This is a genomic window from Candidatus Berkiella cookevillensis (genome assembly GCF_001431315.2).
In the GTDB taxonomy this organism is placed as follows: domain Bacteria; phylum Pseudomonadota; class Gammaproteobacteria; order Berkiellales; family Berkiellaceae; genus Berkiella_A; species Berkiella_A cookevillensis.
The window spans coordinates 1,686,432-1,710,126 of sequence record NZ_LKHV02000001.1 but is presented as its reverse complement, the minus strand read 5'-3'; the positions used below and the strand labels follow the sequence as shown (position 1 = coordinate 1,710,126).

Genomic DNA, 23,695 nt, shown 5'->3' with positions numbered 1-23,695 from the left:
TAGAAATTCAGATTAGTTGGTACCGGAGGCGAGACTTGAACTCGCACGATGTTGCCATCACCAGATTTTGAGTCTAGCGCGTCTACCAGTTCCACCACTCCGGCCAATCTGGTCGAGAAGTATACCAAACCCTGCGATGAGATCAACATTTATCTGATACTTGTTATTTAACAAGCAAACTGTATGGATGATATATTTGATTCCAAAACCGTTACACGGTAGATTGCTAGTCCATTTTGTAAATTATTGAATAATTTTAAAGTAAGTTAAATATCTTGGGTGTCTTTATGAGAAATATAGCATTATTAATCGCATTATCAATTGGTTACACTTCCTCTGTTTTTGCCGATACCGGAGCCGGTGCTGTTGGGCAAAATCCCTTTGGCCATATTATCTTTTTGGGTGGTTTCATTCTTATATTCTATTTCTTATTAATTCGCCCACAATCTAAGCGCCACAAAGAACAGCAAGCTTTAATTAAAAGTATTACCAAGGATGATGAAGTTATTACTGCGGGAGGCATTATTGGCCGTGTTCTGCGTGTTAGCGATCAATTTTTAGTGCTTTCAATTGCTGAAGGTATTGAAGTAAAAGTTCAGCGTCATGCTGTTTCTGCAACATTACCACGCGGTACGATGAAAGATATTTAAGTGGTATGGTCTTCGATTGTCTAGTCGGCAATATAAAATAATAGAAGCTGTCTCAAAAAAATAGTAACTTTGAGATGGCTTCTAAGATCGGCTAGACAGTTTTCTATTTGGGTTACATGACTTTGAGTATTTATATATAAACAAGGAGTAGTATGTTAAACAAGTATCCACTATGGAAGTACTTATTATTACTAGGCATTTTATTGGTAGGGCTTGTTTATGCATTACCAAATTTATTTGGTGAAGATCCTGCTGTACAAGTACTTGCTTCAACTGGCTCTAGTCTTGATCCTTCCATCATTGAGAAAATTGAAGATCATCTTAAAGAAAAAGATATTCCTTATATCTCTATTAAGCATGAAAACTCAACTATTTTAACAAGATTTTCTACCCCCCAAATACAATTGCAAGCCAAAGAGGCCATTAAAGAGGTTGTGGGTGAGAATTATATTGTCGCCTTAAATTTAGCACCTAAAACACCGGCTTGGTTGACTTGGTTTGGTGCGAGTCCCATGAAACTAGGATTAGATTTGCGTGGTGGTGTTCATTTCTTAATGGAAGTGGATGTTGAGAGTTCTTTCAGTCGATATTTAGAAAGTGCATTGGGTGAAATTCGTTCACTCATGCGTGAAAACAAGCTTCGTTACAGCCAGCTTTACAAAGTAGACAATGATAAGTTAGTTGTTGTAAGTTTTGATTCTGAAGCGGGGGCAAAAGACGCGCTTAAAATCATTAATCAACATTTTAAAGATTATGATTTCATTCAAAAGAAAGTTGATAATCGCTATCAATTACTTGGTCATATTAAACAAGTGAGTGTGCAAGAAATCACCAATTCAACGGTAGAAAAGTCTATTTCTACTTTGCGTAATCGTGTAAATGAGCTAGGTGTATCAGAAGCCGTTGTACAAAGACAAGGTTTAAATCACATTATTGTTGAATTACCTGGTATTCAAGATACTGCGCGCGCTAAAGACATTCTTGGAAAAACCGCTACGCTGGCCTTCCATCTGGAAGCGACAGAAGAAGCCAAAAAGGCAACGCCCAATATCACACCGCCAGGTACAAAATGGTATACCGATAGAGGTAATAGGCAGGTCTTATTGAGTAAGCGCGTTATCTTAACCGGCGATTCTATTATCGGTGCCGTTGTGGGTTCTGATGGTCAAACAGGACAACCTGCAGTACATGTAACAGTTGCCAATAAAGGTTTAGCTTTGTGGCAAAAAACAACCCTGGAAAATGTGGGGGTTGGTTTAGGGGTTGTATACATAGAAACCAAAACAGATTCCGTCGAGGAAAATGGTGAATCTGTTAAAAAAACATGGACGTCTGAGAACTTAATCAGTTTTGCGACCATTCGTAGTCCTTTAGGTAATCGCTTTCAGATTACAGGCTTTACACTTCAGCAAGCACAAGATTTAGCTATTTTGTTAAGAGCGGGTTCTTTGCCGGCTACTATTACGATTGTTGAAGAGCGCACCGTAGGACCAAGCCTTGGACAAGAAAACATTCGATTGGGCAAGTTATCGATTGCTGTTGGTCTAGGTTTAGTAGTTGTCGCTATGCTGTTGTATTACAGTGTATTTGGTTTTATTGCCAACCTTGCATTGGTCGCTAATGTTATCTTGTTAGTGGCAATTCTTTCTTTGGTGGGGGCTACACTAACTTTACCAGGCATAGCAGGTATTGTATTAACGATTGGTATGGCCGTAGATGCAAACGTACTTATTTTCGAGCGTATACGAGAAGAATTGAGGCTAGGCTTATCTGCACAAGCGGCAATTCATGCTGGTTTTGAAAGAGCCTTGTCTACCATTATAGATGCAAATTTAACCACTTTAATTGTTGCTGTTATCCTCTTTAGTGTGGGAACAGGGCCTATCAGAGGTTTTGCTATTACATTAACCATTGGTATTTTAACATCTATGTTAACGGCAATTATGGGTACACGTGCAATGGTAAATATTGCTTATGGTGGTCGTACAGTACAAAAATTAAGAGTGGGGATTTAACATGGAGTTTTTTAAAAATATTCCTCATATTGATTTCATGGGGCAGAGAAAAATAACCGCCGTTATATCTATTTCTGTCTTTATTATTTCGGTTACGCTTTTATTTATGAAAGGCTTAAATTTTGGTTTGGATTTTACGGGCGGAACACAACTTGAGTTACGCTATGATAAGCCAGTGGATGTTGACTCGGTCAATGAACAGTTAGCGGCAGCAGGCTTTTCAAGTACGAAAGTAACTCAATACGGCGCTGTAAATGACATCTTATTAAAAATAGCCAATAAAGAAGACATGACGGAAGACGAGTTGGGACATAAGGTGTTAGAAGCCCTCAGAGCCAATCAGGAAAACGTCGAGTTACTTCGTATTGAGTTTGTGGGGGCTGAAGTTGGAGCACAGCTTGCTGAGCAAGGCGCTTTAGCCGTTTTAGTCGCGCTCTTTGCAACGATGATTTATATTGCAATGCGCTTTGAATATCGTTTTGGTATCAGTGCAGCTATTGCATTGTTGCATGACCCAATATTGATTTTAGGTATCTTTGCTTATTATCAAATTGAGTTTGATCTTGCAACATTAGCTGGTATTTTAGCGGCAATTGGTTATTCTTTGAATGATACAATTGTTGTTTTTGATAGAGTGAGAGAAAATTTCAGAAAAGTTCGTAAGAGTTCTGCTGTAGAAATTATGAATATGTCTATCAACCAGACGTTATCTCGTACCATTATGACCTCAGCGACAACCTTACTTGTTGTTGTTGCCTTATTCCTCTTTGGTGGTGATTCATTACATGGATTTTCTACTGCCTTGTTGATTGGTATCCTTATCGGTACTTACTCGTCTATATATGTTGCTGGCGCATTAGCTGTTGCATTCGGACTCAGTAAGGCAGATTTAATGGGGGCACCGAAGAAATTAGCAGACGATATGCCGTAGTTTGAGTTTTATGTTTTATTGCTGTTGATCTAACCTCACCCGGCTTTCACCCACCCTCTCCTGTCAACAGGAGAGGGGAAGTGCCACTTTGTATAAATATCCGTAAATCTAAAGCATTTCTTTTAAAATCGGAAAAATCTTAGGTGTAGCCGCTAAAACATTGCCTGTTTCCATACAGTCTTTTTCTGAATGTAAATCGCTTATCCAGCCACCTGCTTCAAGAATCAATAATGATCCTGCTGCAATATCCCAAGGTTTAAGATCATATTCAAAAAAACCATCTAAGCGACCTGCTGCAACATAAGCTAAATCTAAAGCAGCAGCACCTGCGCGACGCACGCCAGAACATTCTGGTAGGAGCTTTCTAAAGAAGCTCAAATATTTATCAAGATTGTGAAATTCTCTAAAAGGGAAACCCGTGCCGATTAAAGCTCTGTCTAATTTGAGGGTTGAGCTTACGCGAATACGTTTGCCATTTAGCTGCGCGCCACCACCTCGACTGGCTGAAAAAAGCTCGTCTCTATTTGGATCATATACAACACCATGCTGGATCTTTCCAAATTGTTGTACGGCAATAGATACGCAATACTGTGGCAAGCCATGGAGGAAATTTGTTGTACCATCGAGTGGATCAATGATCCAAGTAATATCTTCTGAATGAGCACGTTCTAGTAAGCCGGATTCTTCGGCTAGAATTTTGTGTCTTGGGTAATTTTTACGAATAATATCGATAATAATTTCTTCTGCAATTTTATCAACTTGGCTGGCATAATCATGTTTGCCTTTCTCAATGATGGTAAGCGACTTGACTTCATCTTCTGCGCGGACGATCATCTTGCCTGCGGCCCTGGCAGCTTTAATAGCGATATTTAATAATGGGTGCATGAGTTAGTTGTCTATAATGTTCTTGTTTGATTGGCTAGCATTATAACAACGGGTGAAGAAATTAAAAACCAGCGAAGAAATTTATACCATGATAGAAAAAATTCGAATTGTTCTTTGTGAGACGAGTCACCCCGGTAATATCGGTGCAGTTGCACGCGCTATGAAAAACATGGGACTCAAAAAATTGGTTTTAGTAAATCCAGAAAAATTTCCATGTGCCGTTGCAACGGAGCGTGCCGCAGGTGCAGATGATATTTTACAGCAAGCTGAGGTTGTTACTTCTTTGCATGAAGCAGTGAAGGACTGTGAGCTGATTTTTGGGACAAGTGCACGTATGCGTGAAATCCCATGGCCAAAAGTGACCCCTAAACAATGTGCAGAAAAAGTTCTAAAGCATAGCAACAGTGACAAGGTTGCCATTGTTTTTGGTACTGAGCGTAGTGGTTTAACGAATGAAGAATTATCATTATGTAATTTTCACCTCTATATCCCTGCAAATCCACAGTATGAAGCATTAAATCTTTCCCAAGCCGTTCAAATTATTTGCTATGAGATATATCAACATTATGTAGAAAAAGAGCAGCAACAAGATACATTGTTGGGGGATGCCCCAGTGCCTGCGAGCTTAGATGATGTGATGGGTGTATTTGAACATTTAGAGCAAGCTTTGCGTGCTGTTGATTTTATCGATCCTAAACCTACCCGTATTTTGATGCTGAGATTGAAGCGATTACTGCTCAAAGCGCGTTTAGATATGGAAGATGTGAATATCTTACGAGGGGTCTGTAAAGCTATTATTTACAAAGTCTCCTTGAGCGAGACCACATAATTTTTTAGATGATTGGCTGTCCTAGCAATAGCCCAAGCATTATAATATTTCTAATCTTGACTACTTTACTTGGGTATGAGACATTGCAGCTGTTTAAATTACTAGAAAAGAAGAAATGAAGCTAACTACAAAGGGAAGATACGCTGTTACTACCCTCTTAGACATGGCTTTAATGCAACGAGAAGGGCCTATTAACATCCCTGATATTGCAAAACGTCATCATCTATCTGCTGCGTATTTAGAGCGGTTGGCGGCTAAGCTGCGCCAAAAAGGCTTGCTCAATAGCGTGCGCGGTGCACAAGGCGGCTATTTTCTGAGCAAAAAGCCGGAAGAAATCACCATTGCCGAAATCATTGAAGCAGTAGAAGAGAAGATGGACACTACTTTATGTCAAGGTCAAGCCAATTGTCATGATGGTGCAGTATGCTTGACGCATCATTTATGGGAGTCTTTAAATCACGTTATTTTTGAATTTTTGCATAAAGTAACACTTAAAGATCTGACGCAAAGACCTAATATTCTGAATCATATACACACATTGCAAGTACCTACTAAAGTTTCTGTTGTTGAACCTTGTGCTATTGGACCAAAACTATGAGTCAATCTACGATACGATATTTTGATTACGCGGCGACCACTCCTATCGACCCACGCGTACAAACAAAGATGATTAATTGTATACAATCGTGCTACGGAAACCCCGCATCACGCTCACATGCCTATGGTTGGGATGCTGAAAAACAAGTTGAAAAAGCAAGGGAGCAAGTTGCTGCTTTGATTAACGCTGATCCCAAAGAAATTGTTTTTACCAGTGGCGCAACAGAATCAAATAATTTAGCGATTAAAGGTGCTGCGCATTTTTATCATCGTCGTGGTAAGCATATTATTACCAGCAAAACAGAACATAAAGCGGTTTTAGATACTTGCAGACAGCTTGAGCGAGAAGGTTTTGAGGTTACTTATCTTACGCCTAATAGTCAGGGAGAAATCACGCCTGAAGTGGTTCAAAATGCCATTCGAGAAGATACGATTATTGTTTCAATTATGCATGTCAATAATGAGATTGGTATTATTCAAGATATCCATGCAATTGGTGCCATTACGCGTGAAAAAAATATTATTTTCCATGTGGATGCTGCACAAGGCGCAGGTAAAATCCCCTTAGATATGGAAAGCAATCAAATTGATTTGTTGTCACTTTCTGGGCACAAAATCTATGGTCCTAAAGGTATTGGTGCTTTATATGTTCGTCGTAAACCACGTATACGTTTAGAAGCACAGATGCATGGGGGCGGTCATGAAAGAGGGTTGCGTTCTGGTACATTGGCAACTCACCAAATCGTTGGCTTAGGTGAGGCATGTCTTATTGCAAAACAAGAAATGCAAATGGAAGCGTTGCGTATCGCTCAATTAAAGACAAGATTATGGGATGGTATTTCTCATATTGAAGCTTTGTCACTTAATGGCACTTTAGAAAGCAGTGTCCCTGGTATTATTAATTTTAGTATTAATTATGTTGAGGGTGAATCTTTGATCATGGGATTAAAGGATTTAGCTGTTTCTTCTGGCTCAGCCTGCACATCAGCAAGCTTAGAACCTTCCTATGTGCTCAAAGCATTAGGCTTAGAAGATGAATTAGCACATAGCTCGTTGAGATTTTCGATAGGTCGTTTTACTACTGAGGCGGATGTTGATTACGCGATTGGACGTATTCACGAAGTTGTCGAAAAATTAAGAGCCTTATCGCCGCTTTGGGAAATGTATCAAGAGGGCATTGATCTAAAAACAGTCGAATGGGTAGCACATTAAGGAGTTAAGAGATGGCTTATAACGAAAAAGTAATTGATCATTATGAAAATCCACGCAATGTTGGTAGCTTAGACAAATCAAGAACAGACGTTGGCACGGGTATGGTGGGCGCACCTGCATGCGGCGATGTCATGAAACTGCAAATTCAAGTAGATGAAGAAACGGGTGTGATTAAAAATGCAGTTTTTAAAACCTATGGTTGTGGTTCTGCCATCGCATCTAGTTCACTCGCAACGGAAATGCTCAAAGGTCGAAATTTAGATGAGGCAACGGAAATCAAGAATAAAGACATTGCCAATGAATTAAAATTGCCACCAGTAAAAATTCATTGTTCATTGCTCGCAGAAGATGCGATTAAAGCAGCGATTAAAGATTATCAGGCAAAGAAAGAGGCCAGAAATAATGACGCAAACGCTTAATCAGTTGCCGGAAAATGATCCTGGTTTAATATTGTCTGACTCTGTGCAGAAACATTTAAAAAAATTACTGCACGGCAAGGATTTATTAGGCATTCGGCTAGGTATTAAAAAAGCAGGTTGTTCAGGATATGAATATGTCCTTGAATTTGCAAAAGAATCTCAGATCACTGCTTTTGATTTTGTGTTTCATTTTGGTGATTTTTCTGTCGTTATTGATAAAGAAATTTATTTGAAATTCTTTAAAGGTGGTACACAAATGGATTATTCAAAAGAAGGTATCAATGAAGGTATTAAATTTGATAATCCAAATGTTGGGCATCAGTGTGGTTGTGGTGAGAGTTTTACCTTAGTTGATGAAGATGAGCAATAACAGCATTTTTGACAAAGATTATTTTGAGATTTTTGGTTTAAACAGGCAATTTAAGCAAGATCCTGTTGAAATAAGAAAGCAGTATTTGAGATTACAATCTAATTTTCACCCTGATAATTTTGCTAATCATTCAAGTTATGAAAAGCAATATTTCTTGCAGCTCTCAACTCTAATTAATGATGCATACCAGATTTTAATGAGCCCATTAAAACGCGCACAATATTTATTCGCGCATCTCATGCAAACTAAAGTTGTAGATAGCCCAGATGAAAATATTTCTAATTCTTCTCATACAGCATTTTTGATAGAGCAAATGTCTTTGAGAGAAGAGATTGAATCATTAAAATCAAAGCCTAATTCACAGATATTAGCAGAATTAAAAAATAAAATTTCAGAAATGCAGTTACAATATGAGCAAGCATTGACTCATTCTTTTGAGCAGTTGATGTCAGAAAAATCACAAGAAAAACAACAAAAAAATATTATTCAACAAGAGATTGAACGACTTATCTTTGAGCTTCAATTTTATTTGAAATTAGATGAAGAATTAAAAAATATTTGAGACACTCAATGAATTTATTACAGATTAAACCATTAGAAGAACCTAAGCTTGTAAAAAAAGCGATTGGTATTGATTTGGGTACAACGCACTCCATCATTGCACTTTTTGAAAATGAGAAAGTAAAATATTTTCAAGAAAATCAAAGTGACTTAATACCGTCTGTCGTTCATTACGATAAAGATGGATCTGTATTAGTGGGTGCTAAAGCACAAGCAAAATTGATGGCATCACCTTCTGAAACCTTATATTCCATCAAGCGTTTAATGGGGCGTAGTGTTCAAGATTTAGAAATACAAAATATACATTTCCCATATCAATATCATCATTCTGAGCAAAGCCAGCCCCATATTCAGATTCATGAGAAAACAGTAACACCTGTACAGGTTTCAGCAGAGATATTAAAAGCCTTACTCCATTTGTCGCATAGTGAAGATGCTTCCATTGATCAGGCTGTGATCACTGTTCCTGCGTATTTTGATGAAACACAACGCCAAGCAACTGTAGAAGCGGCACGTCTTGCGGGCATTCAAGTTTTACGCCTACTTAATGAACCAACTGCAGCAGCCATTGCTTACGGCTTAGAGCAAAAAGCTGAGGGACTTTATTTGGTTTATGATTTGGGCGGAGGCACTTTTGATGTTTCATTGCTGAAAATTGAGAAAGGTGTCTTTGAAGTACTGGGCATGGGAGGATTATCTCATCTTGGTGGTGATGATTTTGATCGCCTTATTGCTGAGCATTTGAGAGATAAAGTAGAAGCTAGGGTAGATATTGCTTCATTGCGTGTCATTGCAAAAAATACAAAAGAGGCTTTAAGCACAAAAACGGAAGTATCGGTTAATATTGAAAATCAATCAATTCGTATCACACGTGCGGAATTTGAAGATTGGATTTTCCCTTTAGTGATGAACACCTTAGAAACAGTGAATGAAGTATTAAAAACAGCCAATGTTTCATCCGCACAGATTGATGGCGTTTTATTGGTGGGTGGTTCAACACGTGTTCCTTATATTATCGAGTTAATGGAAAAGCATTTTCCAGGTAAATTGCATCATAGCATTGACCCCGATAAAGTTGTTGCCATGGGGGCAGCCATTCAAGCCAGTATTCTGTCAGGTAATCGTAAAGATCCACATGTTTTATTAGATGTCATTCCTTTATCATTGGGCATAGAAATGATGGGGGGATTGGTTGAAAAGATCTTAATGAGAAATTCGAAGATGCCTTGTCAGCGCACTCAGACTTTTACAACCTATCAGGACAATCAAACGGGATTATCATTGCATGTTGTACAAGGGGAGCGTGAGCTAGCAAAAGATTGCCGTTCGTTGGCTCGATTTGACTTAACGGGTATTCCGCCTATGCCGGCGGGATTAGCTCGTATCGAAGTCAGTTTTCGTCTTGATGCTGATGGCTTACTAGATGTAACAGCGATTGAATTACAAAGCCAAACAAAATCTCATATTCAAGTGAAGCCTACTTTTGATCTTTCTTCTGATGCAATTGGTGACTTGTTAAACGATTCAATTATGAATGCCAGCCAAGATATAAAAAATAGAAAAATCAGCGAAAAATGTGTAGAAGCGCAGCATTTGATTGATACGATTGAAAAAGCAATGCAATCTTCTAGTGAATTGCTGACTGATCTTGAAATCCAAAATATACAAGATACAAAAGAGGCTTTGAGCAAAGAGATTGAAAATAAAGACTCTGTTGCTAAATTAAATACACAAATTCAAGCTCTAGAATCTGCAGCAGATGTTCTGATGCAAAAAAGGTTACAATGGGTATTGGATCAAACATTAACTGGCCGCTCTATTTCTGAAGTTTTTAAAGATTATGACTAAAATTACATTTTTGCCACATGAAGAGATTTGTCCTGAGGGGAAAACGGTTGAAGCATTACCAGGTCAATCCATATTAGAAGTTGCTCTTGAACATGATATTCACATTGAACATGCTTGTGAAATGTCTTGCGCATGCACAACCTGTCATGTCATTGTCAGGAAAGGTTATGATTCATTGATACCTCCTGAAGAACGAGAAGAGGATTTGCTTGATAGGGCTTGGGGCTTGGAGCCAGAGTCTCGTTTAAGTTGCCAATCCATCATTGAAGCGGAAGATTTAGAAATAGAGATCCCTAAATATACAATTAATCATGTTTCGGAGAAAGGTTAATGGCTTATAAATGGACTGATGTGTACATGATTGCTGAGGATTTAGCGGATGCTTTTCCTGATCAAGACCCACAATACGTACGATTTACCGATTTACATCGTTGGGTTTGTGAATTGCCTAATTTTGAGGATGATCCAAAGCGAAGTAATGAAAAAATATTAGAAGCTATCCAAATGGCTTGGATAAAAGAGCTTGAATAATTAGTCGTTAAAACGTAGGGGCGGGTCCCTGTGCCCGCCCGTGTTTCTTGGGACGACTCCACAATTAATTAAGGATTGTGGTTGTTGAGAGTAATCTTGCAAATGTACAAACCAAACATGACTTGCGTATAATATTAGTGTATTAAATTTAGTTTGTTCAATCACCCAAATATTATCTTGGGTATCCCAGTTAAACCGGAGTAAAAAATGGCTTTAGAAAGAACCTTATCTATCATTAAACCTGATGCAGTGGCTAAAAATGTTGTTGGACAAGTGATTGCACGTTTTGAAAAAGCAGGATTGCGCGTGATTGCTGCTCGTATGATGCAACTTTCACAAGAACAAGCAGAATCATTCTATGAAGTGCATAAAGAGCGTCCTTTTTTTAATGATTTAGTAAAATTTATGATCAGCGGACCTGTGTTGGTTCAAGTGCTTGAAGGTGAAAATGCGATTAAAGTAAATCGTGATGTAATGGGGGCAACCAATCCTAAAGAAGCAGCTCCTGGTACAATTCGCGCTGATTTTGCTGTAAGTATTGATGAAAATGCAGTACATGGCTCTGATGCTGAAGATACTGCTAAGCGTGAAATTGCTTTCTTTTTCAAAAGCAATGAACTCTGCGAGCGTATTCGCTAATAGTCTTTGTATATGAGTTTTCGAGGTGGGAGCTTTTGTTATCATACAATCAGCACCTACCTGATGACTCATCGGCTGTGACTCTATTGAAGTATTGTAACCCCTTATAAATAAGACTTAAGTTTATGACAGACTCTCAAGAAAAAGTAAATTTATTAGACCTAGATAGGAAGGGGTTAACTCAATTCTTTATAAAAATGAATGAAAAGCCATTTCGTGCTCAGCAGATGTTGAGATGGATCCATCAAAAGGGCGTTATCGATTTCGATGAGATGACAGATTTGAGTCATGCTTTAAGAGAAAAGTTAAAGGCAAATGCGTACATTCGCACGCCAGGGCTTTTGTCTATGCAACATTCTAAAGATGGAACACGCAAGTGGCTATTTTCTTCATTTAATAATTCAGCGATAGAAACGGTTTATATTCCAGAAAAAAATCGTGCAACTTTATGTATTTCATCCCAGGTAGGATGCGCACTCAATTGTAAGTTTTGCCATACAGCGCAGCAAGGATTCCAGAGAAATCTTACGCCTGCCGAGATTATTGGGCAACTTTGGTATGTTGTGCATACTTTGCGTAAAGAAATTGAAAAAGAAAATCCCGTAACGAACGTAGTATTTATGGGAATGGGTGAGCCACTCTTAAATTACGAGAATGTACTTCCAACGATTAGTATCATGCAAGATGACATTGCTTATAATTTATCTAAAAAACGGGTAACGCTCAGTACTTCAGGTGTATTGCCATTCTTGGAAAAATTTATTGATGATACCGATATTGCTTTAGCGGTTTCTTTGCATGCACCTAATGATGCGATTCGTACTGAAATTATGCCGATTAATAAAAAATATCCACTTGCAGATTTAATTAAAACTTGCAAACGTTGGACGCAAAAGCACAAACGTAGAAAAGTAACGATTGAATATGTCATGTTAGCGGGTATTAATGATCAAAAGCATCATGCACATGAACTGGTTAAGGTCTTAAATAATTTCCCTGCTAAAGTAAACTTAATTCCCTTTAATCCATTTGCAGGCGCTGATTATAAGTGTTCTTCTAAAGAAACCATCCAAGCATTCCAAGAAATATTAATGGCTCATGACATCATTACAATCGTAAGACGAACGCGTGGTGATGATATTGATGCTGCTTGTGGGCAATTAGCAGGTCGTGTATTGGATAGAACCAAAAGAAGCCAAGCTTATCAATCGATGAAACAGTATCAGCTGCCTGTGGTAGTTAATACGACTGTCAGCCAGGAGCCAACGATTAATTAGGCTATTCGCTTAAAATTTCCTTGTGAAGCTTTATTAGGAGCGTTTATGAGTTTGAATAAAGGATTATTAGTAGCACTCGTAGTTTTGCTATCTGGGTGCCAGACTGTAAATAAATCTCAAGAAGCCAACCAGCCTAAAGAAAAAATATCTCAAACATCGCCTACCAGCATGTATGACATGCCTAATGTTGTGGATTATGAAAAAGCCGCACGATTAAATGCTGAATTAGGTATGGGTTACTTAACGCAAGGTAACTATGTGCGTGCTAAGTCTAAATTAGTAAAAGCCGTTGAAATGGCACCTAATGTTGCAGATGTTAATCAAGCTTATGGATATTATCTTGAGAAGGTAGGCGAATTTGTTGAAGCAGAAAAATTTTATGCCAAAGCAGTGCGATTAGACTCTAAAAATGGTAAAAGCCATAATAATTATGGCGCATTTTTATGTCGACAAGGTCGCTATCAAGAAGCAGAAAAAGAGTTTTTATTGGCGCTAGAAGATTTGACCTATTCTAAGACCGCTGAAGTTTTAGAAAATGCAGGCCTTTGTATTATGCAAGTTCCAAATCTTGCAAAGGCAGAAAATTATTTTGAGCGTGCATTGAAACACGATCCCAATCGATACCAATCCTTATTAGAGTTGGCAGTTATAAAGTTTAAAAACAATGATTATCAACGAGCACAAAGCTATTATTCAACTTATACAAAGTTAGCAGCGCCAACCAAGCGTTCGTTACTATTAGGTTTGAAATTGGCAGAACTATCGGGTGAAAAGGACAAAGAAGCAAGCATACAATTAATGCTAAATGCGCAATATCCTAATACCCTTAGAAATTTATAGCATTGATTGATATAGGAGCCGTGAACCATGAGTGATCAAATGGGAACACTGTCAGACGAGCAAATTCATGTTTTCTTAGAAAAAGATGAGGTTGCTACTCGTTTCTCGGGGCCTGGTGCTTTGTTAAAAAGCCAAAGAATTCTGCAAAATCAAAGAATAGAAGATATAGCTGCTTACTTAGGTGTTAGTCAAACAATGGTAGAAATCATTGAGTCAGATGATTTGGACTCACCGCTGCTGCGCAGTAAGCAAGATCTCATTGCCTGTTATATAAAATATGCCACTTATTTAGATATTGCTCGAGAAGAAGTGCTGAGATTATACGAGCAGCGTGTCAATGAGGTTTTTCCTTATGAGGAAAAATCATTCTCACCTGCATTGCCTTCTTATAAATCTAAATTCCGTTGGTTTGCGGCCTTGGCAATTTTATTGTGTGTCTCTGAATTTGCACACTGGATATATCAAAAAAGCTCGGATTCAGAAGCATTCAATTTAGCAGCTCAAAATGCCAAAACGATGGAAGATACAATTCAGGATATGGTGATGAGTGAATTACAGGCGGAAGAATTGAGCCATCATCAGCTACAAAAGAATAAATCTTAAATGTTTATTCTTTTGTAGCTTTACAGTGAGCATAAACTACCTTCCATAGATCTTGAAGTAGCACCGCACTGTAAAAAAGCATCATGACTAAAAAGCCAATCAAAACAACACTGATAAAAATAGCAGACGAAGATATTGCTTTTAAAGCCATACAGCATTACTTCCCAAATCTCTTTATCTGTAACTATAGCATCACATAAGGTTATCTTTTGTGGTTAAGGATTTTTGCATCAGGTCGAAATAGGACATATTGCTCGTTATATTAATCTTGGGAGGAGTGCATTTGCACTAAGTCATATGATGAATAAATTAAAGCTTTCAGCAGTGGCCTTATCTACAATTGTTTTACTCAGTGGCTGTGAGTCAGCAGGACCAAAAGAAACGGGTGGAACAGTGGTAGGGGCGCTTGCGGGTGGTATCATTGGTGCTCAGTTTGGCCATGGCGCAGGTAGTGTCGTTGGTGGCGCAATTGGCGCACTCTTAGGTGGATTAATTGGTAATCAAATTGGCGTGAGCATGGATGATAATGACAGGGAAAAAGCCAATTATGCCTTTACAAAAGCAACACGCGTTCCTGTTGGAGAAACCGTATATTGGAACAATGCAAAATCAGGCAATTGGGGTACCTACAGACCTGTGCGTGATGGCGAATCGGAAATAGGTTATTACTGTCGCGAGTTTGTTACGACCGTTCATGTGCATGGCCGTACTGAGAAATTGTATGGGACGGCATGTCGTAAGCCCGACGGCTCTTGGCACGCCATCTAGTCTTCGCTCTTGAGCGTTATGCTTTGTTGGCTTCGCGTCTCAAATAACAGTCATGTATTTTTCATACACTCCTGTTATTTGGACGCTTGCCGCCTTGCCTAACGTCCAAGTGCTTCGACTATTCTAGTCTTTATCTTTGATAATGAACGAAGTGAATAGTTTCTTCCCTTGGTATCAAGGGAAGAGGCTCACGTTAGTGAGCAGATGGATTTTTTTTAATCTTTATTAAAAATCCTTCTTTGCACCTTAAAGGCGCCTCTTTTTTTGATAACAAAGAAAGAAAATCAATTCGCTTCGCTCATTCGTCATTCTATTAAATACTAATTTGTTCTTAACGGACTGTCCTTACCCTGAAGACCGCCTTTTCATTAAGTACTGGATATAATATGATAAGCATTCCAGTTAACTTAAACGCTAGGAAGTTAATACGATGTCGCAAAATCAAACCATGGCCTATCTTGCTTCCCCCTATACACATGAAGAAAAAAATATCCGAGATACTCGTTATTTAGTGACTGCATGGATGGCTGCGCAGCTCATTCGCGATGGTATTCATGTGTTTTCTGCAACAAATCATAATGCCATGCTAGAAAATTTTGCTGATTTAACAGATCGTCTGGAGGACTGGCAGCGTTTTAATCATTGCATGATAAAACGTTGCGATAAAGTTATTGTTTTAAAGATGCCTGGCTGGGAAAAGTCTAAAGGCATACAAGATCAAATTAAATATGCGCAATTGCACTCAATACCTGTTGAGATGATGGAAGTACCTCAAACGATCATCGATTACTATCGTAAGAAAGTGGAGCGTGAGCCATTATTTTTGGAAATTTTAGACACCAATATGAGTTAGTCTAATAATTTTGTTGCTGGCATCTTTGAATTTAACCTTATTTTTTTCTGATTTTGCATATCAGAAGGCATATTCGTACTTTTTTTTGCCTTATCTTTGAACATTTTCCATGGGTTGGCTTTATTGCTAGCCCTTAATCTGGGAAAATGTGGCCTCCACATTTGAGCTTTAAATGATTGTTTATGCCATTAGAGCCCAAGCTTTTATAATTTGTAGAAACGATAGGATGATTTGTCATGGGCCTAGATATTCAGGTCGTTAAAGGTATGAAAGACATACTACCCGCAGATATTGGGTATTGGCATTATTTGGAAGACAAATTTAAAAGTTTGTTGGGTGGCTATGGCTACAATGAAATTCGTTCTCCGCTACTCGAGAAATCGGACTTGTTTAAGCGTGCGATAGGTCAAGTGACTGATATTGTTGAGAAAGAGATGTATACCCTCGAAGATAAAGGTGGGGATCTCTTAAGTCTTCGGCCAGAAGGAACGGCGCAATGTGTAAGGGCCGTATTAGAAAATGGTTTAATCCATAATCAAAGCCAAAAGCTATGGTATTTAGGGCCGATGTTTCGAAGAGAACGTCCGCAGAAAGGGCGTTTGCGCCAATTTCATCAGTTGGGTGTAGAGGCTTTTGGTTTTTCAGGGCCAGATATTGATATTGAATTGCTACTCATGACAGCGCGGCTGTGGAAAATGCTCAATATCTCTGATGTCGTGACTTTAGAAATTAATTCTTTAGGCACTTATGAAGAAAGACTCGTTTATAGGCAAAAATTAGTAGAGTATTTTTCTGATCATAAAGATGCTTTGGACGAAGACTCGCAAAGACGGTTGACTGCAAATCCAATGCGTATTTTGGATAGCAAAGAAAGTAGCATGCAAGCCTTAATAAAAGATGCTCCCAGCATTTTAGAATTTTTAGGCGAGCAGTCTACGGCTCATTTTGAAACAATCGGACATCATCTTAGCCAGCATTCTATACCTTTTGTGATTAACCCTTGTTTGGTTCGAGGGCTTGATTACTATACGCATGCTGTTTATGAGTGGAAGTCTGAATTACTGGGTGCACAAAGTACAGTTTGCGCTGGCGGTCGATATGATGATTTAGTAAGTCTCATTGGTGGCCAAAAAACATCCACACCTAGCACAGGTTTTGCTTTAGGTATTGAAAGATTATTATTACTATTGCAAGAAAAAGCGGCTTTACCAGCAACTAAAAGCGTTGATGTTTTTATTGTGCATGATTCTTTAGAAACGCTGGCGATTGCAGAAAAAATTAGAGATGAAGTCCCACATATTAAATTAGTGTGCCATTGTGGTGAAGGTAGCTTTAAGTCGCAATTTAAAAAAGCGGATAAAAGTGGTGCAGAATGGGCGATTATCTATGGTGAAGATGAACGCAGCAATAAGCGTTTTACGCTCAAGTCATTACGTGCTCATACGGAGCAACAAAGCCTCGGGTTTGAAGATTTGATTATATTTTTAAAAAATGCGATTCGTTGATTGGAATTAATTCTGTAAGGAGATCGTTGTGGTAGGTTACGAAACTGAAGAACAACAGTGGGAAGCGATTAAGAAATGGTTTAGTAAACATGGCAATATGTTGTCATGGATTGTGATTATTGTAATGAGCATTTTCTTAGGGGGGCGCTATTGGCTTCACCATAAAGAAGTGTTGGTTGGGCAGGCTTCAGAACATTATTTTGGGATGCTAAAGAGCGAAGAACAAAATGATGAAGCAAGTGTACAGAGTAAAGCAAATCGTTTGATTAACGAATATGCAAAAACACCCTATGCGCAAATAGCTTCTCTTATGCTTGCTAAAAAAGCAGTTGAAGGAAAAGACTATGTTCAAGCTGAGAAGCATTTGAAATGGGTCATGGAAAAAAGTATCGATAATGACTTCAAAAAAATAGCGAGAATACGTCTCATTAAAGTATTTTTGGCAGCTGGCGAGTTAGACAAAGCGTATGCCTTGTATGATAAGAAAAATGCAAATGGTTGGCTCACCTTAATGGAGGAGCTAAAAGGCGATATGAATAAGCAAGAAAATAAGCTGGCAGATGCAGTAGATTCTTATAAGGCGGCGATTTTGGCAGCACCGGATGAAGCACTTCATGGTCCATTGCTCACATTAAAGCTCAATAATCTTGGTTTAAGCAACAAAGATATTGAAGCATTAAAAGAAAGCGAAGCTACAAAGCAAAAAGGGTAGGCAACAAATAATGTTTAATTTGAAGTATAAAAAAGTAAGTGCAGCGATTTTAACTGCAAGTATTTTGGGGTTGACTGCTTGCGGACAAAGTCCTATTCGTAATCCTTTTGAGAAAAGAGCAGAGCCTGAATTAAGTGCTTTGCCAGAAATGAAATCAAAGAATAGTGGGCATCGTGTAGCAAAAATTGCATGGACTAAAAAAGGCAAAGAAAATTATAGTTTATACAATAAAATTCGACCCATTATTTTTGAAAACACCATTTACTCAGCTTCAGACAATGGTTTAGTTTCTGCCTTAAATTTTAGTAATGGCAAAGAAGTATGGTCGCATAAGATTGGTTTGAATATTACAGCAGGGCCTGTTGTTATTGATAATCAATTGATTGTGACCGCAAAGCAATTTGTTGTGTCTTTAGACAGAACAACAGGTGCAGAATTGTGGCGTCAATCCGTTTCAAGTGAAGTGGTTTCTATGCCGGGTGGCCAAGGTCAAATGGTAGTTGTAAATGCCTTAGATGGCAGTGTAAACGCCTTGAATTCTAGAAATGGTGAAATACTATGGCGCGTCAATCACTCTGTGCCGGCGCTGACGTTGCGAACCAAAAGTGCGCCTGTTGTAAGCCAAGATAAAGTATTGGTTGGCCTTTCTTCGGGCAGATTGGTTGCTTTGAATTTGTATAGTGGCATGATTGAATGGGAGTATACGCTTGTAACTTCTCGGGGTCGCTCTGAATTACAACGCATGGTTGATATCAGTGCTGATCCTATCGTTATTGGTAATACTGTCTATATCATTGCTTATCAAGGCAAGCTAGCAGCCCTTGATTTAGAAACAGGGCAGCTCAACTGGGAGCGTAATATCTCTGCACATGAAAATATGGCTTATGATCAAACAGCGCTTTACATCACCGATGATGAGCATAATTTATGGTCGATTGACAGACAGACCGGCGTTACCTTGTGGAAGCAAAATCAACTTGCAACACGATATATAACCAATCCAAGTCTTTATCAGGGGCATATTGTTGTTGCTGATAGAGGGGGGTATGTGCATTGGTTGGATACTCAGACAGGCCATTTGCAAGGTAGAGCAGAAGCAGGTGAGAAATTTTATCAGGCGCCTGTTGCTGCAAATGATTTCTTGTTGGTTTCACAACAAAATGGCAAACTCTCTCGCGTAGACTTGTCGCTTGATATGAATAATAGACATAAAGGTTAAGATATACACCATGATTCCTGTAGTTGCGATCGTAGGTAGACCCAATGTAGGTAAATCTACACTTTTTAATCAATTTACGTGCTCGAGAGATGCATTAGTAGGCAACCTCAAAGGTATAACGCGCGATCGCCAATATGGACATGGCCGACGACATGATGTGCCGCATATTTTTGTTGATACAGGTGGTCTTTTTCTAAAAGACACCTATCGTAGTTTGGTTGAAAGCCAAGTAAAAGCGGCATTGAATGATGCTTCACATATTTTCTTTGTTGTGGATGCTAAAGCAGGTTTAATGCCTGAAGATTTAGAAATTGCCAGCCAATTACGAATGTTAAATAAACCATTGTATCTATTGGTGAACAAAATTGATGCCGGTGATGCAGATTGTTTGTCCGCAGAGTTTTATCAAGTGGGCATCAAAGAAATTCATTGTGTTTCTGCTGAACATAATCGTGGTCTGAATCAGTTGATGGCGCATGTGCTGGATAGTTTATTGCCACCTGAAGAGCCTGTGAATGAAGACTGTGGTTATTATGAAGAAGACGAAGACGACGAGGCGCTTGATTTAGAATCTTTAGAAGCAGAGCTAGATGATTTAGAAGATACTTTTGAAGAAGAGCAACCTATCAGAGTTGCTATTATTGGTAGACCCAATGTTGGAAAATCCACTCTGACAAATCGCATGTTGGGTGAAGAACGCATGGTTGTTTATGATGAAGCAGGTACAACCATTGATAGCATTGAGTCTGAGCTTGAACATTTTGGCAAAAAATTTATTTTAATTGATACGGCAGGTGTTCGTAAAAAGGCGAATATCAAAGAGAAAATAGAAAAGTTCTCTATCGTCAAAACCTTGCAAGCAGTGCAGTCATGCCACGTTGCCTTGATTATTATCGATGCACAAGAAGGTTTGGGCGAACAAGATTTAAAATTGATTCACTATACGATAGAGGCAGGTAAATCAATTATCCTATGTTTGAATAAGTGGGATAATTTAGAAACAGAACAAAAGCAAAAGGTTAAGCAGCAAATTAGCCAGCGTTTACGTTTTGCGGATTTTATTAAAGTGCAAACGATATCTGCGCTTCATGGCACCAATGTGGGGCTTTTGTATAAGCTGATTGCTCGTGCATATAAAGAAGCAAGTAAAAAATACTCTACGGCACAGTTAACAGAAATTTTGTATCAGGCACAAATGCAAGCTTTGCCGCCTTTGGTGCATGGTAGACGCATTAAATTACGTTATGCACATAGTGGGGGACATTTCCCGCCCACCGTTGTTATTCATGGCAGCCAGGCAGAAAGCGTGCCACCGCATTACCAACGTTATTTGATGCATTATTATATGAAGGCTTTGAAACTGCATTCAACGCCTGTAAAACTTGTGTTTAAAACAACGGCAAATCCTTATAAGCATAAAGTGAATGAGCTTACACCTAAGCAGCTCAGTAAGCGAAGACGTATGATTAAACATAGAATAGAGAAGTCTAAACGAAAACGTGCTAAGGCTTACTAGTACGATTCGCGGAGCGAATCAATGTTCTTTCTTTGTAACCAAAGAAAGAGGCATCTTTAGGTGCATAGAAGGATTTTTCAAGCAAAGATTCTGAAAAATCCTTCTGCTCACTTTAGTGCGCCTTGAAATCAAGGGAAGAGAATTATCCACTTCGTTCATTTGCAAAAACGAATGTTGCAGTGTACTAATATATATTTGAAATACTAAAGTTTAAGATTTAAGACAGAAAATATTGTTCTATCGATAATGTCGTGCTAGCCTGCAACGAGCTTGGTAATCTGAATGATTTAGGGAAATTTCTTCATGCTAATGAGCATACCCAATTCAATTACATTGTTAAGAATATGTTTAATTCCTTGCTTTGTATTGAGCTTTTATTTACCTATTTCTCATGCTGGAATGATTACAGCAGGGATATTCTGTCTTGCAGGTTTAACGGATTGGTTAGACGGTTATCTTGCAAGAAAGCTAAATCAGACATCACGATTTGGTGCCTTCTTAGATCCTGTTGCAGACAAATTAATCGTTGCTGTGGCGCTTGTATTAATCGTAGGCGAATTTGGCAGCATCTGGGTAACTATCCCCGCAGCAATCATTGTAAGTCGTGAAATCGCGATTTCTGCGCTTCGTGAATGGATGGCAGAGATTGGTAAGCAAGCAAATGTGGCAGTTAGCTACTTGGGTAAGGCAAAAACCCTTATTCAAATCTTAGCTATAGTTATTCTTTTAGCTAATCCTGCAGATTGGTCGTTACCGCTTATAAAGCTGGGTATAGTGCTTATGTACGTTGCTGTGGCGCTGACATTATGGTCAATGTATAACTATTTACGTGCAGCAATTATCGAAGTTGGATTTAAAGATTAATTAATTCGCTTGGATTAGATAGAAAATTTAAAATTTAAAGTTTTATTTTAGTAAATTGAGTGTCTTAATTCTAAAATATTAGGTCTAATAAGGGGTTGACAGAACATAGGAATTCTATAAAATGCCCCAACATAACGCGGGAATAGCTCAGTGGTAGAGCACAACCTTGCCAAGGTTGGGGTCGCGAGTTCGAATCTCGTTTCCCGCTCCAAGTTTTAGCATGCATTTTTGTCTCATTTGATTTTCGATAATCAGATGCTTTGGCTGGGTGGCAGAGTGGTTATGCAGCGGCCTGCAAAGCCGCGTACGCCGGTTCGATTCCGGCCTCAGCCTCCAACTTTTCAATCAATGCCCGGGTGGCGAAATAGGTAGACGCAAGGGACTTAAAATCCCTCGGAGGTTAAACTCCGTGCCAGTTCGAGTCTGGCCCCGGGCACCATTTAATTATTAATCTATAATTCTCAAAATTTCGGGTCTTCCCTACTTAAGGGGGCACTTCAGTTTACGAACATAGCACTTTAACTCTTAATCTATAATTCTCAAAATTTCTAAATCCATATGCTCTTCTTTGAATGAGCTTCATCTTGCGATGGAAGCCTTCAGTAATCCCATTGTTCTTTGTGAATCGCCACATTCTGGGTCTTCCCTACTTAAGGGGGCACTTCAGTTTACGAACATAGCACTTTAACTCTTAATCTATAATTTTCAAAATTTCTAAATCCATATGCTCTTCTTTGAATGAGCTTCATCTTGCGATGGAATCCTTCGGTAATTCCATTGTTCTTTGTGAATCGCCACATTCTTACTATTTCCTCTCTCCATTTAAATAAGGTCTTCCCGAGCTTAACAAGCGGTAAGAAGATGGCTGCTTTGAGCTGTTTAACCATATCAAGGAAAATAGGGATTAGATTTTTGCATTCCTTTGCCTTGCGATGTTTATGTTTTAGAAGAGTAAAGAGTCGCTCCTTAAACTGATAAAGCACCTGTATGGCCGGATGTTCATCTAAGAATTGTTTAAGTTTAAGCTTCTTGGTTTCGGTTAGATGCTCAGGACGCGTTCTAAACATAGCCAGTATTCCTCTGTGATACTTCATTTGTGGATGGATGCTGTGACAGGTTTTCATAAAAGCCTGTTCAATCAGTCTTAGTACATGAAACCTATCCGTTACAATTAAGGCTTTAGGGAAGTGCTTCTTAATGAGGTTTCGATAAGTAACACTTAAATCAATACAAGCTATTTTGACACGCTCTCTACCTGGTAACTGATTAATGAAAGGCAATAAATCAGAGCCACTTTTGCGGGTCTTCCCTACTTAAGGGGGCACTTCAGTTTACGAACATAGCACTTTAACTCTTAATCTATAATTTTCAAAATTTCTAAATCCATATGCTCTTCTTTGAATGAGCTTCATCTTGCGATGGAATCCTTCGGTAATCCCATTGTTTTATTTACTCATTCTTATGGCAATTACAACAGGAGCAAGACGCGGTGAGCTTGAAAAATTATGTTGGTGCGATATCGATCTGCAGCAACAACAAGCACATTGTAAAGATACTAAAAATGGCACAGACAAGGTTCTACATTTAACAGATATCGTTGTTGCTGAGTTGAAGAACCATCGTGCATTGGGGCATGGTCTGATCTTTGGCAGTCCACACAATCCATTATCTATTTATGATTTTCGCAATGAATCGCACAGAGCGCTTGAGCAAGCAGAAATTGCTTTGTTTAATGAAAAAGGTGAAAAGCTGGTATTTCATAGCCTGCGTCATGCCTTTTTTCAACTTTAGCTAATAGCGGGGCTGAGCTGCATAAAATTGCCTCATTAGCTGGGTATAAGAGTATTCAAACAACCATGCGATATACACACTTGGATAATAAGCGTTTTTCATCTTTGGTGAGCAAAACGTTTAATGTCCTTGAAACGAATACTGAGCAGGATATCAGTAATGTATAGGGTACTATCACGATAGATTTTTATCTTAATATGTTGATATACAATCTAATAAATATGTTTTATATCAATAGGATATATATTCTATCTTTAAAT

General features: G+C 38.6%; 26 protein-coding genes, 4 tRNA genes and 3 pseudogenes. 27 read left to right on the top strand and 6 right to left on the bottom strand.

Annotation, left to right across the window (positions count from 1 at the left end):
• Positions 1-17: 17 nt before the first annotated feature.
• A tRNA-Leu gene (locus CC99x_RS07410) sits at positions 18-104 on the bottom strand.
• A gap of 183 nt (positions 105-287) precedes the next feature.
• On the opposite strand from CC99x_RS07410, the gene yajC reads away from it, so the two are divergent.
• The 3 genes from yajC (at position 288) to secF (ending at position 3,596) form a co-directional block, all read left to right on the top strand.
• Complete coding sequence (yajC, locus tag CC99x_RS07405) at positions 288-650, top strand: preprotein translocase subunit YajC (protein WP_057624821.1); 363 nt, start codon at positions 288-290, stop codon at positions 648-650.
• A gap of 152 nt (positions 651-802) precedes the next feature.
• Positions 803-2,665: a protein translocase subunit SecD gene (gene secD, locus CC99x_RS07400; protein ID WP_057624820.1), complete on the top strand. Its 1,863-nt coding sequence runs from the start codon at positions 803-805 to the stop codon at positions 2,663-2,665.
• Position 2,666: 1 nt separating this feature from the next.
• The gene (secF, locus tag CC99x_RS07395) at positions 2,667-3,596 is read left to right on the top strand and encodes a protein translocase subunit SecF (protein ID WP_057624819.1); all 930 of its coding nucleotides are present in this window, start codon (positions 2,667-2,669) and stop codon (positions 3,594-3,596) included.
• Positions 3,597-3,704: 108 nt separating this feature from the next.
• Here the strand turns inward: secF and CC99x_RS07390 are convergent, their stop codons facing one another.
• Positions 3,705-4,481 (bottom strand): inositol monophosphatase family protein, encoded by a 777-nt coding sequence (locus CC99x_RS07390; protein ID WP_057624818.1) that lies wholly within the window; start codon positions 4,479-4,481, stop codon positions 3,705-3,707.
• Positions 4,482-4,533: 52 nt separating this feature from the next.
• Between CC99x_RS07390 and CC99x_RS07385 the strand changes: the two genes are divergently transcribed.
• The 13 genes from CC99x_RS07385 (at position 4,534) to CC99x_RS07325 (ending at position 14,207) form a co-directional block, all read left to right on the top strand.
• The gene (locus CC99x_RS07385) at positions 4,534-5,310 is read left to right on the top strand and encodes a TrmJ/YjtD family RNA methyltransferase (RefSeq protein ID WP_057624817.1); all 777 of its coding nucleotides are present in this window, start codon (positions 4,534-4,536) and stop codon (positions 5,308-5,310) included.
• Between the two features lie 115 nt (positions 5,311-5,425).
• Positions 5,426-5,908, top strand: coding sequence for an Rrf2 family transcriptional regulator (locus tag CC99x_RS07380; protein WP_057624816.1), 483 nt, complete (start codon positions 5,426-5,428; stop codon positions 5,906-5,908).
• Entirely contained in the window at positions 5,905-7,119 is a 1,215-nt protein-coding gene (locus CC99x_RS07375; RefSeq protein WP_057624815.1) for an IscS subfamily cysteine desulfurase, read from the top strand. The genes CC99x_RS07380 and CC99x_RS07375 overlap by 4 nt, the downstream gene beginning before the upstream one ends.
• Positions 7,120-7,130: 11 nt before the next feature.
• On the top strand, positions 7,131-7,538 hold the full coding sequence (gene iscU, locus CC99x_RS07370; protein WP_057624814.1) for a Fe-S cluster assembly scaffold IscU: 408 nt from the start codon (positions 7,131-7,133) through the stop codon (positions 7,536-7,538).
• Positions 7,522-7,908, top strand: a complete 387-nt coding sequence (locus CC99x_RS07365; protein ID WP_057624813.1) for a HesB/IscA family protein — start codon at positions 7,522-7,524, stop codon at positions 7,906-7,908. The genes iscU and CC99x_RS07365 overlap by 17 nt, the downstream gene beginning before the upstream one ends.
• Positions 7,898-8,470 carry a Fe-S protein assembly co-chaperone HscB gene (hscB, locus tag CC99x_RS07360; RefSeq protein WP_057624812.1) on the top strand — a complete coding sequence of 191 codons (573 nt, stop codon included), beginning with the start codon at positions 7,898-7,900 and terminating at the stop codon, positions 8,468-8,470. Before CC99x_RS07365 ends, hscB begins: the two co-directional genes overlap by 11 nt.
• 8 nt (positions 8,471-8,478) lie before the next feature.
• Complete coding sequence (gene hscA / locus CC99x_RS07355; protein ID WP_057624811.1) at positions 8,479-10,317, top strand: Fe-S protein assembly chaperone HscA; 1,839 nt, start codon at positions 8,479-8,481, stop codon at positions 10,315-10,317.
• Positions 10,310-10,648, top strand: coding sequence for an ISC system 2Fe-2S type ferredoxin (gene fdx / locus CC99x_RS07350; protein ID WP_057624810.1), 339 nt, complete (start codon positions 10,310-10,312; stop codon positions 10,646-10,648). The genes hscA and fdx overlap by 8 nt, the downstream gene beginning before the upstream one ends.
• Positions 10,648-10,848: a Fe-S cluster assembly protein IscX gene (iscX, locus tag CC99x_RS07345; protein WP_057624809.1), complete on the top strand. Its 201-nt coding sequence runs from the start codon at positions 10,648-10,650 to the stop codon at positions 10,846-10,848. The genes fdx and iscX overlap by 1 nt, the downstream gene beginning before the upstream one ends.
• A 207-nt stretch (positions 10,849-11,055) precedes the next feature.
• Positions 11,056-11,487, top strand: coding sequence for a nucleoside-diphosphate kinase (ndk, locus tag CC99x_RS07340; RefSeq protein ID WP_057624808.1), 432 nt, complete (start codon positions 11,056-11,058; stop codon positions 11,485-11,487).
• A gap of 125 nt (positions 11,488-11,612) precedes the next feature.
• Entirely contained in the window at positions 11,613-12,764 is a 1,152-nt protein-coding gene (gene rlmN, locus CC99x_RS07335) for a dual-specificity RNA methyltransferase RlmN (protein ID WP_057624807.1), read from the top strand.
• A gap of 45 nt (positions 12,765-12,809) precedes the next feature.
• Complete coding sequence (gene pilW, locus CC99x_RS07330) at positions 12,810-13,604, top strand: type IV pilus biogenesis/stability protein PilW (protein ID WP_057624806.1); 795 nt, start codon at positions 12,810-12,812, stop codon at positions 13,602-13,604.
• A 27-nt stretch (positions 13,605-13,631) separates the two neighbouring features.
• The gene (locus CC99x_RS07325; RefSeq protein ID WP_057624805.1) at positions 13,632-14,207 is read left to right on the top strand and encodes a helix-turn-helix domain-containing protein; all 576 of its coding nucleotides are present in this window, start codon (positions 13,632-13,634) and stop codon (positions 14,205-14,207) included.
• Positions 14,208-14,211: 4 nt separating this feature from the next.
• Here the strand turns inward: CC99x_RS07325 and CC99x_RS07320 are convergent, their stop codons facing one another.
• Positions 14,212-14,358 carry a hypothetical protein gene (locus tag CC99x_RS07320; RefSeq protein WP_158003217.1) on the bottom strand — a complete coding sequence of 49 codons (147 nt, stop codon included), beginning with the start codon at positions 14,356-14,358 and terminating at the stop codon, positions 14,212-14,214.
• 146 nt (positions 14,359-14,504) lie between these two features.
• On the opposite strand from CC99x_RS07320, the gene CC99x_RS07315 reads away from it, so the two are divergent.
• The 10 genes from CC99x_RS07315 (at position 14,505) to CC99x_RS07270 (ending at position 22,083) form a co-directional block, all read left to right on the top strand.
• Positions 14,505-14,975, top strand: coding sequence for an RT0821/Lpp0805 family surface protein (locus CC99x_RS07315; RefSeq protein WP_200953470.1), 471 nt, complete (start codon positions 14,505-14,507; stop codon positions 14,973-14,975).
• Positions 14,976-15,405: 430 nt separating this feature from the next.
• Complete coding sequence (locus tag CC99x_RS07310; protein ID WP_057624804.1) at positions 15,406-15,828, top strand: DUF1937 family protein; 423 nt, start codon at positions 15,406-15,408, stop codon at positions 15,826-15,828.
• A gap of 236 nt (positions 15,829-16,064) precedes the next feature.
• Positions 16,065-17,333: a histidine--tRNA ligase gene (gene hisS, locus CC99x_RS07305; RefSeq protein WP_057624803.1), complete on the top strand. Its 1,269-nt coding sequence runs from the start codon at positions 16,065-16,067 to the stop codon at positions 17,331-17,333.
• Between the two features lie 28 nt (positions 17,334-17,361).
• Positions 17,362-18,045, top strand: coding sequence for a tetratricopeptide repeat protein (locus tag CC99x_RS07300; RefSeq protein WP_057624802.1), 684 nt, complete (start codon positions 17,362-17,364; stop codon positions 18,043-18,045).
• A 10-nt stretch (positions 18,046-18,055) separates the two neighbouring features.
• Positions 18,056-19,264: an outer membrane protein assembly factor BamB gene (gene bamB / locus CC99x_RS07295; protein ID WP_057624801.1), complete on the top strand. Its 1,209-nt coding sequence runs from the start codon at positions 18,056-18,058 to the stop codon at positions 19,262-19,264.
• A gap of 10 nt (positions 19,265-19,274) precedes the next feature.
• Positions 19,275-20,780 (top strand): ribosome biogenesis GTPase Der, encoded by a 1,506-nt coding sequence (gene der / locus CC99x_RS07290; RefSeq protein ID WP_057624800.1) that lies wholly within the window; start codon positions 19,275-19,277, stop codon positions 20,778-20,780.
• Positions 20,781-21,089: 309 nt separating this feature from the next.
• Positions 21,090-21,644: a CDP-diacylglycerol--glycerol-3-phosphate 3-phosphatidyltransferase gene (gene pgsA / locus CC99x_RS07285; protein WP_057624834.1), complete on the top strand. Its 555-nt coding sequence runs from the start codon at positions 21,090-21,092 to the stop codon at positions 21,642-21,644.
• A gap of 136 nt (positions 21,645-21,780) precedes the next feature.
• Positions 21,781-21,855 (top strand) — tRNA-Gly (locus CC99x_RS07280).
• 51 nt (positions 21,856-21,906) lie between these two features.
• A tRNA-Cys gene (locus tag CC99x_RS07275) sits at positions 21,907-21,980 on the top strand.
• A gap of 14 nt (positions 21,981-21,994) precedes the next feature.
• Positions 21,995-22,083 (top strand) — tRNA-Leu (locus CC99x_RS07270).
• A 63-nt stretch (positions 22,084-22,146) separates the two neighbouring features.
• On the opposite strand, the pseudogene CC99x_RS07265 reads toward CC99x_RS07270, so the two are convergent.
• The 3 pseudogenes from CC99x_RS07265 to CC99x_RS07255 all read right to left on the bottom strand — a co-directional run.
• Positions 22,147-22,281, bottom strand: a pseudogene (locus CC99x_RS07265) (transposase); the annotation flags it as partial.
• 31 nt (positions 22,282-22,312) lie between these two features.
• A pseudogene (locus CC99x_RS07260) lies at positions 22,313-22,930 on the bottom strand (ISL3 family transposase); the annotation flags it as partial.
• A gap of 45 nt (positions 22,931-22,975) precedes the next feature.
• Positions 22,976-23,089 (bottom strand): annotated as a pseudogene (locus tag CC99x_RS07255) (transposase); the annotation flags it as partial.
• Here CC99x_RS07255 and CC99x_RS07250 point away from each other — a divergent pair.
• On the top strand, positions 23,046-23,435 hold the full coding sequence (locus CC99x_RS07250; RefSeq protein ID WP_083477363.1) for a tyrosine-type recombinase/integrase: 390 nt from the start codon (positions 23,046-23,048) through the stop codon (positions 23,433-23,435). The pseudogene CC99x_RS07255 and the gene CC99x_RS07250 sit on opposite strands and share 44 nt — an antisense overlap.
• Positions 23,436-23,695: the final 260 nt, after the last annotated feature.

Excerpts from the sequence above, each read along its gene's own strand:
- yajC (WP_057624821.1), top strand. The coding sequence starts at position 288 with ATGAGAAATATAGCATTATTAATCGCATTATCAATTGGTTACACTTCC.
- secD (WP_057624820.1), top strand. The coding sequence starts at position 803 with ATGTTAAACAAGTATCCACTATGGAAGTACTTATTATTACTAGGCATT.
- secF (WP_057624819.1), top strand. The coding sequence starts at position 2,667 with ATGGAGTTTTTTAAAAATATTCCTCATATTGATTTCATGGGGCAGAGA.
- CC99x_RS07390 (WP_057624818.1), bottom strand. The coding sequence starts at position 4,481 with ATGCACCCATTATTAAATATCGCTATTAAAGCTGCCAGGGCCGCAGGC.
- CC99x_RS07380 (WP_057624816.1), top strand. The coding sequence starts at position 5,426 with ATGAAGCTAACTACAAAGGGAAGATACGCTGTTACTACCCTCTTAGAC.
- CC99x_RS07375 (WP_057624815.1), top strand. The coding sequence starts at position 5,905 with ATGAGTCAATCTACGATACGATATTTTGATTACGCGGCGACCACTCCT.
- iscU (WP_057624814.1), top strand. The coding sequence starts at position 7,131 with ATGGCTTATAACGAAAAAGTAATTGATCATTATGAAAATCCACGCAAT.
- CC99x_RS07365 (WP_057624813.1), top strand. The coding sequence starts at position 7,522 with ATGACGCAAACGCTTAATCAGTTGCCGGAAAATGATCCTGGTTTAATA.
- hscB (WP_057624812.1), top strand. The coding sequence starts at position 7,898 with ATGAGCAATAACAGCATTTTTGACAAAGATTATTTTGAGATTTTTGGT.
- hscA (WP_057624811.1), top strand. The coding sequence starts at position 8,479 with ATGAATTTATTACAGATTAAACCATTAGAAGAACCTAAGCTTGTAAAA.
- fdx (WP_057624810.1), top strand. The coding sequence starts at position 10,310 with ATGACTAAAATTACATTTTTGCCACATGAAGAGATTTGTCCTGAGGGG.
- iscX (WP_057624809.1), top strand. The coding sequence starts at position 10,648 with ATGGCTTATAAATGGACTGATGTGTACATGATTGCTGAGGATTTAGCG.
- ndk (WP_057624808.1), top strand. The coding sequence starts at position 11,056 with ATGGCTTTAGAAAGAACCTTATCTATCATTAAACCTGATGCAGTGGCT.
- rlmN (WP_057624807.1), top strand. The coding sequence starts at position 11,613 with ATGACAGACTCTCAAGAAAAAGTAAATTTATTAGACCTAGATAGGAAG.
- pilW (WP_057624806.1), top strand. The coding sequence starts at position 12,810 with ATGAGTTTGAATAAAGGATTATTAGTAGCACTCGTAGTTTTGCTATCT.
- CC99x_RS07325 (WP_057624805.1), top strand. The coding sequence starts at position 13,632 with ATGAGTGATCAAATGGGAACACTGTCAGACGAGCAAATTCATGTTTTC.
- CC99x_RS07320 (WP_158003217.1), bottom strand. The coding sequence starts at position 14,358 with ATGGCTTTAAAAGCAATATCTTCGTCTGCTATTTTTATCAGTGTTGTT.
- CC99x_RS07315 (WP_200953470.1), top strand. The coding sequence starts at position 14,505 with ATGATGAATAAATTAAAGCTTTCAGCAGTGGCCTTATCTACAATTGTT.
- CC99x_RS07310 (WP_057624804.1), top strand. The coding sequence starts at position 15,406 with ATGTCGCAAAATCAAACCATGGCCTATCTTGCTTCCCCCTATACACAT.
- hisS (WP_057624803.1), top strand. The coding sequence starts at position 16,065 with ATGGGCCTAGATATTCAGGTCGTTAAAGGTATGAAAGACATACTACCC.
- bamB (WP_057624801.1), top strand. The coding sequence starts at position 18,056 with ATGTTTAATTTGAAGTATAAAAAAGTAAGTGCAGCGATTTTAACTGCA.
- der (WP_057624800.1), top strand. The coding sequence starts at position 19,275 with ATGATTCCTGTAGTTGCGATCGTAGGTAGACCCAATGTAGGTAAATCT.
- pgsA (WP_057624834.1), top strand. The coding sequence starts at position 21,090 with ATGAGCATACCCAATTCAATTACATTGTTAAGAATATGTTTAATTCCT.
- CC99x_RS07250 (WP_083477363.1), top strand. The coding sequence starts at position 23,046 with ATGAGCTTCATCTTGCGATGGAATCCTTCGGTAATCCCATTGTTTTAT.